The organism is Streptomyces sp. NPDC007189 (assembly GCF_040703635.1).
In the GTDB taxonomy this organism is placed as follows: Bacteria; Actinomycetota; Actinomycetes; order Streptomycetales; family Streptomycetaceae; genus Streptomyces.
Window position 1 is genome coordinate 335,737 of the sequence record NZ_JBEYEY010000003.1, and the last position, 14,075, is coordinate 349,811.

General features: G+C 74.6%; 11 protein-coding genes and 1 pseudogene. 9 read left to right on the forward strand and 3 right to left on the reverse strand.

Annotated elements, in window-relative coordinates; all coding sequences use genetic code 11:
- Positions 1 to 27 precede the first annotated feature (27 nt).
- From AB0950_RS07625 to AB0950_RS07655, 7 genes are read left to right on the forward strand one after another with little or no spacing between them, the layout of a single operon-like run.
- Entirely contained in the window at positions 28 to 936 is a 909-nt protein-coding gene (locus AB0950_RS07625; protein WP_366778177.1) for an SCO3242 family prenyltransferase, read from the forward strand.
- Positions 933 to 1,832 carry a sugar phosphate isomerase/epimerase family protein gene (locus tag AB0950_RS07630; protein ID WP_360157140.1) on the forward strand — a complete coding sequence of 300 codons (900 nt, stop codon included), beginning with the start codon at positions 933 to 935 and terminating at the stop codon, positions 1,830 to 1,832. The genes AB0950_RS07625 and AB0950_RS07630 overlap by 4 nt, the downstream gene beginning before the upstream one ends.
- The gene (locus tag AB0950_RS07635) at positions 1,829 to 2,521 is read left to right on the forward strand and encodes an EboA domain-containing protein (protein ID WP_366778053.1); all 693 of its coding nucleotides are present in this window, start codon (positions 1,829 to 1,831) and stop codon (positions 2,519 to 2,521) included. Before AB0950_RS07630 ends, AB0950_RS07635 begins: the two co-directional genes overlap by 4 nt.
- The gene (locus AB0950_RS07640) at positions 2,521 to 3,387 is read left to right on the forward strand and encodes a TatD family hydrolase (protein ID WP_360157134.1); all 867 of its coding nucleotides are present in this window, start codon (positions 2,521 to 2,523) and stop codon (positions 3,385 to 3,387) included. The genes AB0950_RS07635 and AB0950_RS07640 overlap by 1 nt, the downstream gene beginning before the upstream one ends.
- A 2-nt stretch (positions 3,388 to 3,389) precedes the next feature.
- Positions 3,390 to 4,556 (forward strand): metabolite traffic protein EboE, encoded by a 1,167-nt coding sequence (gene eboE, locus AB0950_RS07645; RefSeq protein ID WP_366778054.1) that lies wholly within the window; start codon positions 3,390 to 3,392, stop codon positions 4,554 to 4,556.
- Positions 4,553 to 5,932: a nucleotide pyrophosphatase/phosphodiesterase family protein gene (locus AB0950_RS07650; protein WP_366778055.1), complete on the forward strand. Its 1,380-nt coding sequence runs from the start codon at positions 4,553 to 4,555 to the stop codon at positions 5,930 to 5,932. Before eboE ends, AB0950_RS07650 begins: the two co-directional genes overlap by 4 nt.
- A 32-nt stretch (positions 5,933 to 5,964) precedes the next feature.
- The gene (locus tag AB0950_RS07655) at positions 5,965 to 6,972 is read left to right on the forward strand and encodes a sugar phosphate isomerase/epimerase family protein (RefSeq protein WP_366778056.1); all 1,008 of its coding nucleotides are present in this window, start codon (positions 5,965 to 5,967) and stop codon (positions 6,970 to 6,972) included.
- A gap of 102 nt (positions 6,973 to 7,074) precedes the next feature.
- On the opposite strand, the gene AB0950_RS07660 is transcribed toward AB0950_RS07655, so the two are convergent.
- Together AB0950_RS07660 and AB0950_RS07665 are read right to left on the reverse strand one after the other, a co-directional pair.
- Positions 7,075 to 8,157 (reverse strand): MerR family transcriptional regulator, encoded by a 1,083-nt coding sequence (locus tag AB0950_RS07660; protein ID WP_366778057.1) that lies wholly within the window; start codon positions 8,155 to 8,157, stop codon positions 7,075 to 7,077.
- 65 nt (positions 8,158 to 8,222) lie between these two features.
- Positions 8,223 to 10,235, reverse strand: coding sequence for a serine/threonine-protein kinase (locus AB0950_RS07665; protein WP_366778058.1), 2,013 nt, complete (start codon positions 10,233 to 10,235; stop codon positions 8,223 to 8,225).
- Between the two features lie 672 nt (positions 10,236 to 10,907).
- On the opposite strand from AB0950_RS07665, the gene fusA reads away from it, so the two are divergent.
- Positions 10,908 to 12,980 (forward strand): elongation factor G, encoded by a 2,073-nt coding sequence (fusA, locus tag AB0950_RS07670; protein WP_366778059.1) that lies wholly within the window; start codon positions 10,908 to 10,910, stop codon positions 12,978 to 12,980.
- 245 nt (positions 12,981 to 13,225) lie between these two features.
- Complete coding sequence (locus tag AB0950_RS07675) at positions 13,226 to 13,570, forward strand: hypothetical protein (RefSeq protein WP_360157113.1); 345 nt, start codon at positions 13,226 to 13,228, stop codon at positions 13,568 to 13,570.
- Between the two features lie 47 nt (positions 13,571 to 13,617).
- On the opposite strand, the pseudogene AB0950_RS07680 reads toward AB0950_RS07675, so the two are convergent.
- Positions 13,618 to 13,968: pseudogene (locus AB0950_RS07680) on the reverse strand (ROK family protein); the annotation flags it as partial.
- Positions 13,969 to 14,075: the final 107 nt, after the last annotated feature.

The following is a 14,075-nucleotide window of genomic DNA, read 5'->3' on the forward strand; positions in this document are numbered from 1 at the left end:
CCGGCCGGGCTCGCCCCTCCCGGATCCGTGGCGTGCGCGTCCGCTCCGCCGTCCGCGCGTCCACGCCTGCGCGACCTGGCCGAACTGGTGCGCGCCCCGGCCGCGTTCACCGTGCCCGGGGACGTCCTGGCCGGAGCGGCCGCCGCGGGCCGCCGCCCCGACCGGTCCACGGCCGCCCTGGCCGCCTCCTCGGTCTGCCTGTACTGGGCCGGGATGGCGCTCAACGACTGGGCCGACCGCGATCTCGACGCGGTGGAGCGCCCCGAGCGGCCGATCCCCTCCGGCCGCGTGACCGCACCCGTCGCCCTGGGCACCGCCGCGGCCCTGACCGCGGTCGCCCTCGGCCTGGCCGCGGCCGCCGAGGGCCGTCGCGCGCTGACGGTCGCCGTGCCGCTCGCGGCGACCGTCTGGGGCTACGACCTGTGGGCCAAGTCCCGTCCGGCGGGCCCCGCGGTGATGGCGGCCGCCCGGGGACTCGACGTCCTGCTCGGCGCCGGTGCGGGCCGGTTGCGGCCCGCCCTCCCGGCCGCCGCGACCGTCGCCGGACACACCCTCGCCGTCACCGCGCTCAGCCGCGCCGAGGTCACCGGCGCGGAACCGGGGCTGCCCCGGCTGACCCTCGCCGCCACCGGCGCCGTCGCGGCGGCGACCGCGCTCCGCGCCCGCCCGGCACGGCACGGCACGACCCGCAGGCGCCGGCTGGCCGTGGCGGGCGGACTCGCCGTCTACGGCGCCACGGCCGGCCGCGCCCAGGCGCACGCCGTCGCCGATCCTTCGCCGGCCAGCGTCCGCAGGGCCGTCGGCGCGGGGATCCTCGGCCTGATCCCGCTGCAGGCCGCGCTCACCGCGGGCGCGGGCGCGGTGCGCTCCGCACTTCCGCTCGCCGCGGCCTTTCCGCTCGCCCGGGCGCTCTCCAGGAGGGTGTCCCCGACATGACCGCACCCCGCCACGCCCACGACACGCCCGCCGGGCCCGCCCTGCGCTACGGCTTCGGCACCAACGGCTTCGCCAACCACCGGCTTCAGGACGCGCTCACCGTCATCGCCGAACTCGGCTACGACGGAGTGGCCCTCACCCTCGACCACCACCACCTCGATCCCTTCGCGCCCGGCCTCGCCGCGCGGACGGCGGCCCTCGCCCGGCGGCTGGACCGTCTCGGGCTCGGCGTGGTGATCGAGACCGGGGCACGCTACCTGCTCGACCCCTGGCACAAGCACGAGCCCACCCTCATCGCGGCCGAAGGACGCGAACGCAGGCTGGACTTCCTGCGCCGGGCGGTGGCCGTCGGCGCCGACCTCGGCGCGCAGGCCGTCTCCTTCTGGGCCGGCGTCCGCCCCGCGCGGCTCGACCCCCGGACGGCCTGGGACCGGCTGGTCGCCGGATGCGCCGAGGTCGTCGAGACCGCGGAGAAGGCGGGCGTCCTCCTGGGCTTCGAACCCGAACCGGGCATGCTCGTGGAGACCGTCGACGAGTACACCAGGCTGGCCGCGGCGCTCGGCGACCCGGCGCCGTTCGGCCTGACCCTGGACATCGGCCACTGCCGCTGCCTGGAGCCGTACCCGGTCCCCGAGTGCGTGCGCCGGGCCGGCCACCGGCTGGTGAACGTGCAGATCGACGACATGCGCCGGGGCACGCACGAGCACCTGGAGTTCGGCAGCGGCGAGATCGACTTCCCGCCCGTGCTCCGCGCCCTCGACGAGGCCGGTTACCGCGGGCTGGTCGCCGTCGAACTGCCCCGGCACAGCCACGACGCCCCCGGAGTGGCCCGCCGCTCCCTGGACTTCCTGCGGTCGTGCGACCCCGCGGTCCGCCGTGAGGAGGAGATGGCATGACACCCGACCACCTCAGAACCGCCTTGACCGGCCGGATGACCCAGAAGGGCTGGAGGTGGCTGGACGGCGCCTGCGCCTCGGTGGCCGCCGACCCCGCGGCCGTCGGCGGCCTGTTCCCGCTCGCCGGACGCCGGTGCGGACGGGTGCGCCTGGACCCGGGCGACCCGTACGGCTGGACGGTGGACGACGCGGCCCGCTGCCTGATGCTGGCCGCGCTGCCGCTCACCGGCGCCCCGCTGCTGGAGCAGCTCACAGCGCTCTACCGGACCGGTGACGCGGCCGAACGGCGCGCCGTACTGCGCGCCCTGCCGCTGCTGCCCGTCGGCGACGGCGCGCTGCCCCTGGTCCGCGACGCCCTGCGCACCAACGACACCCGGCTGGTCGCGGCGGCCCTCGGCGACTACGCGACCGACCACCTGGACGCGGAAACCTACCGCCAGGGCGTCCTCAAGTGCGTCTTCACCGGCATCCCGCTGTCGGCGCTGCCCGGCCTGCCCGGCCGGGCGGACGCCCGACTGGCCCGGATGATGGCCGCGTACGCCCAGGAGCGGACCGCCGCGGGACGCGGGGTGCCCGCCGACATCGGGCCGGTCCTCGCGCTCTTCCCGGACGTGACGGCGCCCGGCCACGCAGACCTCGAACACGTCCCCACCGCGACCACCGACCGCCGAAGCCCCCGGGAGGCGTGATGCGGATCTTCGACCCGCACATCCACATGACCTCGCGCACCACCGACGACTACGAGGCGATGCACGCGGCCGGTGTACGCGCCCTGGTGGAGCCCGCTTTCTGGCTCGGCCAGCCGCGCACCTCCGTCGGCAGTTTCCTGGACTACTTCGACTCCCTCATCGGGTGGGAGCCGTTCCGCGCCGCCCAGTTCGGCATCCGCCACCACTGCACCATCGCCCTCAACCCCAAGGAGGCCAACGACCCGCGCTGCACGGAGGTGCTCCAGCACCTGCCGCGCTATCTGCTCAAGGACGGGGTGGTCGCCGTGGGGGAGATCGGCTACGACTCGATGACGCCCGAGGAGGACGAGGCGTTCGCCGCCCAGCTGCAGCTCGCGGTCGCCCACGACCTGCCGGCACTGGTCCACACCCCGCACCGCGACAAGGCCGCCGGCGTCGAGCGCACCCTCGCCGTGGTGAAGGAGTCCGGCATCGCCCCCGAGCGCGTCGTCGTCGACCACCTCAACGAGGTGACGGTACGTCAGGTCATCGACTCGGGCTGCTGGATGGGGTTCTCCATCTACCCCGACACCAAGATGGACGAGCGCCGCATGGTCGCGGTGCTGCGCGAGTTCGGCACCGAACGGATCCTCGTCAACTCGGCCGCCGACTGGGGCAGGAGCGACCCCCTGAAGACCCGCAAGACCGCGGACGCCATGCTCGCCGCGGGCTTCTGCGCCGACGACGTGGACAAGGTCCTGTGGCGCAACCCCGTCGCCTTCTACGGCCAGAGCGGCAAGCTGGAGCCGGCCGACTCCACTGCGCCCGGCGCCGACGCCACCTTCGAGGGCAACTCCGTGCTGCGCGGCGTCCGGGCGGAGGTGTAGCCGTGCGTCTGCGCCACCCCGACGGCACGGTGGTCCACCTCGCGTACTGCACCAACGTCCACCCCGCCGAGGACCTCGACGGGGTCCTCGCCCAACTGGCCCGGCACGCCGAGCCGGTACGCGAGCGGCTGGGTGTGCCCGTCCTCGGGCTGGGCCTGTGGCTGGCCCGCGACGCCGCGGCGGCCCTCGCCACGGACGACGGCGCGGTCGGCAGGCTCCGCCGGGAGCTGACCGCGCGCGGTCTGGAGGTCGTCACCCTCAACGGCTTCCCCTACCGCGGCTTCCACGACCCCGTCGTCAAGCAGGCCGTCTACCGGCCGGACTGGACCGAGCCCGACCGGTTGCACTACACCCTCGACCTCGCCCGCGTGCTCGCGGCCCTGCTGCCCGCCGGCGCCGCGTACGGCAGCGTCTCCACCGTGCCGCTGGCCTGGCGGACCCCGTGGACGGACGGGCAGGCCGACGCCGCCGCCCGCAGTCTCGACAGGCTGGCCCGCGGCCTGGCCGACCTCGCCGACGACACGGGCCGGACGATCAGGGTCGGCCTGGAACCCGAGCCCGGCTGCGTCGTCGAGACCACCGCCGAGGCGGCTCGCCACCTCGCCCGCGTGGACACCGACCGCATCGGCGTCTGCCTGGACGCCTGCCATCTGGCGGTCGGCTTCGAGGAGCCGGCCGCCGCCCTCGCCCGCCTGGAGGCGGCCGGACTGACGGTGGTCAAGACCCAGGCGTCCTGCGCCCTGCAGGCCGACGACCCGTCCGATCCGGCGACGCGAGCGGCTCTGGCCGCCTTCACCGAGCCGCGCTTCCTGCACCAGGTCCGCGAGCAGGGCACCCCGCACCGGGCCGTGGACGACCTGGACGCCGCCCTGGCCGGCGGGCTGCCCGGCCGCGAACCCTGGCGCGTCCACTTCCACGTGCCCCTGCACGCCGACCCGGAACCCCCGCTGACCACCACCGGCCCCGAACTGGAGGCGACCCTCGCCGCCCTGTTCGGCGGAGACACCGCCCGCACCGCACACGTCGAGGCCGAGACCTACACCTGGGGCGTGCTCCCCGAGGCCGCCCGGCCGCAGGGCCCCGACGCCCTGGCCGACGGCATCGCCGCCGAACTGGCCTTCACCCGCGACCACCTGATCTCTCTCGGCCTGAAGGAGGTCGCCCCGTGAGCCCCGCCCCGCTGCTCGTCCTCGACGTCGTCGGCCTCACCCCCCGGCTGCTCGCCCACATGCCCCGGCTGCGCGCCCTGGGCGAGACGGGGTTCACCGCACGCCTCGACACCGCGTTCCCCGCCGTCACCTGCACCGTGCAGTCCACCCTGCTCACCGGGCAGCCCGCCACCGGCCACGGCATCGTCGGCAACGGCTGGTACTTCCGCGAGCTCGGCGAGGTGCTCCTGTGGCGGCAGCACAACGCGCTCGTCGGCGGGGAGAAGCTGTGGGAGGCGGCGCGGCGCTCCCACCCCGGCTACCGCGTCGCCAACATCTGCTGGTGGTACGCCATGGGCGCCGACGTCGACCTCACCGTCACCCCACGGCCGATCTACTACTCCGACGGCCGCAAGGAACCCGACTGCTACACCCACCCCCCGCAGCTGCACGACGAACTCACCGCCAAACTGGGCACGTTCCCGCTGTTCACCTACTGGGGGCCGACCGCCTCCCTCACCTCCTCCCGGTGGATCGTCGACGCGGCCCGGCACATCGTCGCCACCCACGCCCCCGACCTCACCCTCGTCTACGTCCCCCACCTCGACTACGACCTGCAGCGCTACGGCCCCGACGACCCCCGCGCCGCCGCGGCGGCCGCCGACGTCGACCGGGTCCTCGCGCCGCTGCTCGACGACGCCGCCGCGCGCTCGATCACGGTGGTCGCTCTGTCCGAGTACGGCATCACCAACGTCTCCAGGGCGGTGGACGTCAACCGTGTGCTGCGCCGGGCCGGCCTGCTGCACGTCCACACCCAGGACGGCATGGAGTACCTCGACCCGTGGACGTCGGCCGCCTTCGCCGTCGCCGACCACCAGGTCGCCCACGTCTACGTCGCCGACCCGGCCGACACCGAGCGCGTCCGCGAGCTGCTGGCCGGCACCGACGGGGTGGCCGAGGTGCTCACCGAGGCCGGCAAGAAGGCGTACGGCATCGACCACCCGCGCGCCGGCGACCTGGTCGCCGTCGCCGAGCCGGACGCGTGGTTCACGTACTACTACTGGCTCGACGACGACCGCGCCCCGGACTTCGCCCGACTGGTCGAGATCCACCGCAAGCCGGGCTACGACCCGGCCGAGCTGTTCATGGACCCCGACGACCCCAGGGTCAAACTGCGCGCCGCCGCCGCGCTCGCCCGGAAGAAGCTCGGCATGCGCTACCGCATGAGCGTCGTCCCCCTCGACCCGTCCCCGGTGCGCGGCAGCCACGGCCGCCTCCCGGACCGCCCCGACGACGGCCCCGTACTGCTGTGCTCCCGGCCCGGCGAGGCACGCGACCACTACGACGCCACCGAGGTCAAGGACCTGCTGCTGCGCCTGGCAGACCCGGCGCACTGACACCCGAGCGACGAACCACCGGAGGAACCCAGATGCCACGCCCGATCACCCTGTTCACCGGCCAGTGGGCCGACATGCCGTTCGAGGAGGTGTGCCGGCTGGCGGCCAAGTGGGGCTACGACGGGTTGGAGATCGCCTGCTGGGGCGACCACTTCGAGGTCGACAAGGCCCTGGCCGACGACGACTACATCCCGCGCCGCCGCGCCCTGCTGGAGAAGTACAACCTGCGGTGCTGGACGCTCTCCTGCCACCTGACGGGCCAGGCCGTCTGCGACCACCCCATCGACGAGCGGCACCAGGGCATCCTCCCGGCCCGCATCTGGGGCGACGGCGAGCCGGAGGGCGTCCGGCAGCGCGCCGCGCAGGAGGTCAAGGACACCGCGCGCGCCGCCGCCGCGTTCGGGGTGAAGACGGTCGTCGGCTTCACGGGTTCCTCGATCTGGCACACGGTGGCGATGTTCCCGCCCGTGCCGCCGGAGATGATCGAGCGCGGCTACGCGGACTTCGCCGAACGGTGGAACCCCATCCTCGACGTCTTCGACGAGGTCGGCGTGCGCTTCGCCCACGAGGTCCACCCCTCGGAGATCGCCTACGACCACTGGACGACGGTGCGCACCCTGGAGGCGATCGGCCACCGGGAGGCGTTCGGGCTCAACTTCGACCCGTCGCACTTCGTCTGGCAGGACCTGGACCCGGTCGGCTTCCTGTGGGACTTCAGGGACCGGATCTACCACGTGGACTGCAAGGAGTCCGTCAAGCGGTTCAACGGCCGCAACGGCCGCCTCGGTTCCCATCTGCCGTGGGGGGATCCGCGCCGCGGCTGGGACTTCGTCTCCACCGGGCACGGGGACGTGCCCTGGGAGGCCTGCTTCCGCATGCTCAACTCGATCGGCTACGACGGCCCCATCTCGGTGGAGTGGGAGGACGCCGGCATGGACCGCCTGGCCGGCGCCCCGGACGCCCTGCAGTTCATCCGCAAACTCGTGGCGATCGAGCCGTCCGCCCAGTCCTTCGACTCGGCGTTCTCCTCGGGCGACTGACGGCGGCGGACCGTCCGTCGGTCGTCACCGGTGCCCGGCCGCCGTACACCTCCCTCCTCGGGCGGCCGGGCCGGTGACGGAGCAGTCGTCGGACCGGCGCGGCTAGTCCTCGAGCCGGACCGGCATCAGAAGCGAGAACGTGTGCGCCTCGTCGGGCCGGCGGATCGCCAACGGGGCCGTGGGAGCGCCGAGTTCGAGGACCAGCTCGCTGCGGGCGCCCGCGGCGAGCGCGTCCAGCAGGAACTCGCGGTTGACGCCGATGACGCCCTGGCCGTCCGTGCCGTCCGTGCACACGGCCACCGTGCCGTCGTCCGCCGGCCTGATCACGCTGACGGCGCAGGGGCCACCGTCCCCCGTGCGTACGTCGCTCGCGCGGACCGGACCGGATCGCAGCGCTTCCCGGAAGGCCGCCACGTCCACGAGGCACCGGCGGCCGGCCGGCAGCTGGACCAGGCGACGGTAGTCGGGGAAGTCGTGGGCGAGGCACTGGCCCGCCGTCTGGCGGTCGCCGGACTCCAGGGACACGCGGTCACCGTCGAAAGCGAGCCGCACCGGTTCCTCACCCTGGAGCAGGGCCCGCATCGCGTCGGCCTGCGGAAGCGGCACGAGGGCCTGCACACGCGGCCCGTCGTGCCCCGTGGCGGCGGTCCGCGCGACCGCCATCCGGTAGCGGTCGGTGGCCACGACGGTCAGTTCCTCCCCATCGATGTCGAACAGGATCGCGCCGAGCATCGGCAGATCCGGGTCCGTACTGGCCGCGAAACGGACCGCGTCCAGCGCGGCGGCCAGCCCCGGCGCGGGCACGGACAGCCGGGCGGTGGTGGCGGCGAGCGAGGTCATGGGGTTCTCCCTGTGGTCGAGGACGGCTCGGAGTGTGGAGAACTCGCCGCGGGCGTCGGCCAGGCCCCGTTCGAGGCGGCGCAGATGCGCCTGGAACAGCCGGCGCACCAGGTCCGTGTCCGCGCTGGACCAGCCGGCCAGGACCAGCCGGATGTCCGCCAGCGGCATCCCGGCCCGCCGCAGACGGGCCAGCAACCGGGCTTCCTCCAACTGGTCCGGCTCGTACCAGCGATAGCCGCTGACCGGGTCCACCCACGCCGGGACGAGGACACCGGCACGGTCGTAGAACCGCAGTGCGCTCACGCTCAGTCCGCTGTCCCGGGCCATCTCGCCAATGCTGCGCATCTCGCTCTCCACGCCCGCAACCCTGAGCCCTCGACAAGGTCGAGGGTCAACCCCGGCCTGTCGCTTTAGGCAGGGCAGTCGGCCGGTGTCGTGGCCGTGCCCCAGCGGATCATCAGGTACCCGGACCCGCCGATCTCCGCCACGGCGTAGCGGGTGTACGGCCAGGCGCTCCCCGCGCTCTGCCGTTCGCTCACCAGGGCCCGGCACGCCTTGCCCGCGGCCACATCCGCCCAGGATCCGACCTGCTGCTCGTTCCATTCCACGTAGTCCGACCACACGTACATCGCCGAGTTCGCGGGGTCGAAGCCCACCTTGATCTCGTTGTTGCCGAGTACGCGATCGGTGCCGAGGCTCTGGCGCATCCCGTTGGTCGCCGCGATGATCTTCCGGGCGGCACCGTCCGCGACCCGGATCTCGGCGCCGTCGGTGCTGGGGATCATGGCCTGTCCGAGGCCGTCCTCGTCCGGCTGCCAGTCCTGCGAGGCGCCCGTGCCGTCCCCGGCGCCGTCGTCGGCGGCCGACCGGCACGCGGAGTTGGTGACGAAGTCGTCCGCCCACGTCACCTGCGGGTCACTTCCTGGATCCTCCCTGACCATCACGTACGTGCGGTAGGTCAGTTCCGGGTGCAGACGCAGCACGACGTCACGCATCGTCAGGCACATGTTCCTGGCGATCTCCGTCTCGGCGTACATCGTCCCGGACGCGTCCGAGGTCAGCCGGTACGACAGGTAGACCTCGCGGCGCGAGGGGTGGAACCGCACGTCATCCGGGGTGAAGTCGGCGCCGTCGCCCAGCTCTTGGGCGACGGAACCCTCGTCGTGCAGCACCGCGCGCGCCACGTCGTGCTCGCCCGCGCCCTGCGCCGCTCGCGCCTCCTCCCAGCTCAGCACGGTCGCCGCACCGCTGTCGGCGCCCTTCTGGCGTGCCGCCGTGTCGCCCTTCGCCACGCTCGCCGAGGGCCGGACGGATCCGGCCGAGGACGGCGGGGGTGACGCGGGCGTGGAGGAGGACGCGTGCGCGGCGTGCCCGGTGTCCCCGGGCAGCAGCGCCGCGGCCCCTCCGGCCAGGCCGCCGACGACGCCCGCCGCGAGCACGACGGCGCCGACCAGCCGCTTCTTCGACCGGCTCCGGTCCGAGGGGAGCTGCCATGCGGGGTCCTCCCCGGCCGGTACGTCCCAGACGGCGGCGACCATGTCCGCGGCCGTCGCCGGCGGCGGGCCGGCGCTCGCCGCCTGGGTGGCCTGCGAGGCCAGCAGGGCCGCGCACTCCCGGGCAGCCTCGGTGGCCGGCGGGCGGTCACCGGGCTCCTGCGCCAGCGCCTTCTCCACGAGGGCGCGCAGCGGTGCGGGGACGCCCGCCAGATCCGCCTCGCCGGACATCACACGGAAGGCCACCACATCGGGCGCGCCGGTGCCGAAGGGCAGCCGTCCGGTGCCGGCGTAGGCGACGAGCGCTCCCCACGCGAACATGTCGCCCGCCGGGCCCGCGGTGCCCGCACGGTACTGCTCGGGACTGATCCAGCCCGGGGTCCCGGTCGTCACGCCGGTGCGGGTGACGCTGGTGCCGTCGGCGGCGTGCGCGATGCCGAAGTCCAGCACCCGCGGGCCGGCGGGGGCGAGCAGGACGTTCTGCGGTTTCACGTCGCGGTGCACCACCCCGGCGGCGTGGATGGCGGCCAGCGCCTGCGCCGTGGCGGCCGCGAACGCGTACAGGCTTCCCTCGTCGAGCGGTCCGTGCGCGGCCACGTGCTGGTTCAGCGCGGGGCCCGGAACGAACGCGGTGGCCAGCCACGGGGTCGGCGCGTCCGGGTCGGCGGCGAGCAAGGGGACCAGATGGGGCCCGGTGACACGGGACGACAGCTCGACCTCGCGCCGGAAACGCGCCCGGAACTCCGGGTCCTGCGTCTGCTCGGGGTGGATCACCTTCACGGCCACGCGCATGCCGTCGGCCGCGACTCCGGCATGGACCGTGCCCATGCCCCCGGCGCCGAGACGGCCGACGATCCGGTACGGGCCGATGCGGGCGGGGTCGCCCGGACGGGCCGGCCGGACTCTTCCGCTGGGACCGTTCTCACTCACGAGCACTTCCTTGAACTGGCAAGGCCCGGGCGGGCCAGGGCGGGACAGGGGACGAGCGGACGGACGCGAGCGCACGCACGGAGCCGACCGGCGGCCGACTCCCCACCCGCGGCGGCGCATTGACGTACTCGGTGGCGCGGGCCTCCGGACGAGGCAACGGTGATGACGGCCCGTCAGATGCGACTGCGTGACGCGGAACGTGTCACCTGGCCGGCGTGCCGCTGCGCCGAGGCCTTCCGTGCGTCGAGAGGTTCCGTCCCCTGGCGTCCGTACCCGACACTGCCCTTCCGCATGAGCGGCCCCCTCCCCGGTTGGTGCGGGGCCAGCCTATGGCTTGGTGAGCCGGGCGGTGCAGTCCGCGGCGGAAAATAACGTGCCGATGCCGCGCGCCTCTCGTACGGTCATGCCGTACCGAGCGCCGCCACGACCGTACGGCGGCGCATGTCGTCCGACACAGAGGGGAGCCCGGCCGTGCGCGCACGTACCGCCGTCGTCGCTCCCCGTTCCCGGTACGAGGTGATCCTCGTGTCCCGGTGGTGCCGGTGCCCGCTGCGCGGCCGGCACCGGACGCCCGTGACGTCCAGCTGACCCCGACGCACGGGCAATCGCGCTGCCCTTTTCCCGATACGGGCCTCGATGTGTCAGGCCCGGTCCGCAGAAAGGCCCTGGGCCGTGCGCACGAACACCACCACCCTCGCCACCCTCGCCGCCGTCCGCAACCTCGGCATCCTCGCCCACGTCGACGCGGGCAAGACCACCGTCACCGAGCGGATCCTGTACGCGACGGGCACCACCCACAAGCGGGGCGAGGTGCACGACGGCACCACCGTCACCGACTTCGACCCGCAGGAACGCGACCGCGGCATCACCATCTTCGCCGCCGCCGTCAGCTGCGCCTGGGACGGCTGCCGCGTCAACCTCATCGACACCCCCGGCCACGTCGACTTCGCCGACGAGGTCGAGCGCAGCCTGCGCGTCCTGGACGGGGCGGTCGCCGTGTTCGACGCCGTCGCCGGGGTCGAGCCGCAGAGCGAGTCGGTGTGGCGGCAGGCGGACCGGCACGGTGTGCCGAGGATCGCGTTCGTCAACAAGATGGACCGCGCGGGCGCCGACCTGGACCGGGCGGTGGACTCCATCAGACAGCGGCTGCATCCCGTACCGCTCGTCGTGCAGCTTCCCATCGGCGCGGAGGACGCGTTCACCGGCGTGGTGGACCTCGTCCGGATGCGCTCGCTGGTCTGGCACGACGGCGCGGGCACGGCCGTGGAGGGGCCCGTGCCCGAGGAGCTGGGCGCGGAGGCGGTACGGCGGCGACGCACGCTGGAGGAGACGGTGGCGGAGCTGCACCCGGCCGCCCTGGAGGAGTTCTGCGACCGCGCGACCCTCTCCGCCGCGACCCTCGCCGCCGCGCTGCGCGAGCTCACCCGGAGCCGGAACGGCGTCGTCGTGCTGTGCGGTTCCGCCTACCGCAACCGCGGCATCGAACCCCTGCTGGACGCGGTCGTGGCCTACCTGCCCTCGCCGCTGGACGTCCCCGCCGTGCGCGGCGTCCACGCGGGCGCCGGGCAGGAGCGGGCCGCCGATCCCGAAGCGCCGTTCGCGGGGCTGGTGTTCAAGGTGAACGCGAGCACTGTCGGGCGGCTCGCCTACGTCCGGGTGTACTCGGGCACCGTCGAGAAGGGAGACACCGTGTGGGACCCGGCCACCGGCCGCACCGAGCGCGTGGCGCGCATCCTGCGGGTCATGGCGGACCGGCACGAACGGCTGGACCGCGCGGTCGCCGGTGACATCGTCGCGCTCGCCGGTGTGAAGTCGGCACGGGCCGGCTCCACGCTCTGTGATCCGGGCGCCCCGCTGCTCCTCGAACCGCCCGTGTCCGCCGAGCCCGTGGTGTCCGTCGCCGTCGAGGCCCGGCGCGCCACGGACACCGGCCGGCTGGCGGCGGCGCTGGCGCGGCTGGCCGAGGAGGACCCCTCGCTGGTGGTGCGCACCGACGCCGAGACCGGGCAGACGGTGCTGTCCGGCATGGGCGAACTCCACCTGGAGGTCGCGGTGGAGAAGATCCGCCGCGACGGGGGACCGGAGGTGTGCGTGGGCCGGCCGCGGGTCGCCTACCGCGAAACGGTCGTCGAGGGAGTGACCGGGTTCGTCTTCCGGCACGTCAAACAGGACGGCGGGGCGGGACAGTTCGCCCATGTCGTCCTCGATGTGGAACCGCTCGGGCCCGAAGTCGGCGCCACCGGCTTCGAGTTCCGCTCCACCGTGGCGGGCGGCGCGGTACCGCAGGATTACGTGCGCGCGGTCGAGGCCGGCTGCAGGGACGCCCTCGCCGAGGGGCCGCTGGACGGGCACCCGGTGACCGGCCTCCGCGTCACGCTCACCGACGGCTCCACGCACGTGAAGGACTCCTCCGACACGGCCTTCCGCACCGCCGGCCGGCTCGGCCTCCGCGCGGCCCTGCGCGCCTGCGCGACGGCTCTGCTGGAGCCGGTCGCCGAGGTCACGGTCACCGTGCCGGAGGACGCCGTGGGCTCGGTCCTCGGTGACCTCGCCGCCCGGCGCGGCAGGGTCGGCGGCTCCGAGACCCGGGGCGGCGTGGCCGTCCTGACCGCGACCGTGCCCCTGGCGGAACTGTTCGGCTACGCCACCCGCCTGCGCAGCCGCACCCAGGGCCGCGGCACCTTCACCACCCGCCCCACCGGCTACGCCCCGGCCCCGGCCACCCGCCCGGTGCCGGTCCGGTAGCGGCGGGGGAGCGCGCTGCCGCGTGCTGCGTCGGTTGGGGGAGGGGGCCGCACGCGGCCGGCCGCTGTGTCGGTCGGCGGTGCGGCCCCCCACTGCCGCACGGGGGGGGCAGCTGCTCGGTCGTCGTTCGGGCCCTGCCCGGAACGGCGGAACAGGCACAGGTAGCGTGAGAGCGGGGCGTCCCCGGAGACATATGTGTCGTGCGCGGTGCGTGCCCGGAAGGCCGATCCGTCCCAGGGGGTTCCGTGAAGTACAGAGTCACCCTCGTGGCGTTGTTCCTGCTGCCCGCGCTCTGGGGAGCGGTGAGCCTCGTCGGCGCCCTGACGGCCTCGGCGGAGGTCAAGTGCCCCGGGGAGAACGTGGGCAAGGACGGGGAGGAGCGCCCGGGCCCGATGCGGCCCGGGGACACGCAGTGTTCCGTGCTGGACGGATCCGTCGCGGTGGCGACCCGGACGTACGAGCAGCAGCAGAGCCTCCAGTCCCTGCAGCGGCGGCGGGACGCCGGCAACGGATGCCTGCTCCTGATGTACGGCACCGCGGGCGCCCTCCTGACCTGGCGCGCCGCCAAGTCAGTGCGGGGCGGGGCATAGCCGGGACCGTGACCCACTCGGCACGCTCCCCCTTGCCCTCGCCCGCCTCACACCGACCGCCCCTCCACAACCGCCCGCCAGGCCGGTGCCGGTGGGGCCTTGGGCGCGGGGCGGCGCCCGCCGGCCGAGAAGAACGCGGCGAGGGGAAGGACCGCCGCCCCCACGGTCACCGCGTCCGGGCCCAGCCGGCCCAGTTCGATGCGGACGCGGCCCGCGGGGTGTCGCAGGGCCCGGGCCAGGGCGTGGGCGCGGACCTGGTCGAGGAACGCGTCGCCGAGCCGGAGCCCGGCCCAGCCGCCGATCAGCACCCGCTCCGGCTGGAAGAGGTTGATCAGGTCGGACAGCCCGGCACCGAGATACTCGGCGGCCTCCGCGAGCACGGCCACGGCCACCGGATCGGGACGCCGCTCACCGCCGGCGCCGACCGCGGCCGGGCCCCGCTGATGACCGCTGCCGGGGCTGGCGGTGACCGCTGGGTGGGGGCTGCGACTGCCGCCGGGGCCGG

What these genes read in the sequence shown, in the direction of transcription:
- AB0950_RS07630 (WP_360157140.1), top strand. Translation starts at nt 933, where the DNA reads ATGACCGCACCCCGCCACGCCCACGACACGCCCGCCGGGCCCGCCCTG.
- AB0950_RS07635 (WP_366778053.1), top strand. Translation starts at nt 1,829, where the DNA reads ATGACACCCGACCACCTCAGAACCGCCTTGACCGGCCGGATGACCCAG.
- AB0950_RS07640 (WP_360157134.1), top strand. Translation starts at nt 2,521, where the DNA reads ATGCGGATCTTCGACCCGCACATCCACATGACCTCGCGCACCACCGAC.
- AB0950_RS07655 (WP_366778056.1), top strand. Translation starts at nt 5,965, where the DNA reads ATGCCACGCCCGATCACCCTGTTCACCGGCCAGTGGGCCGACATGCCG.
- AB0950_RS07660 (WP_366778057.1), bottom strand. Translation starts at nt 8,157, where the DNA reads ATGCGCAGCATTGGCGAGATGGCCCGGGACAGCGGACTGAGCGTGAGC.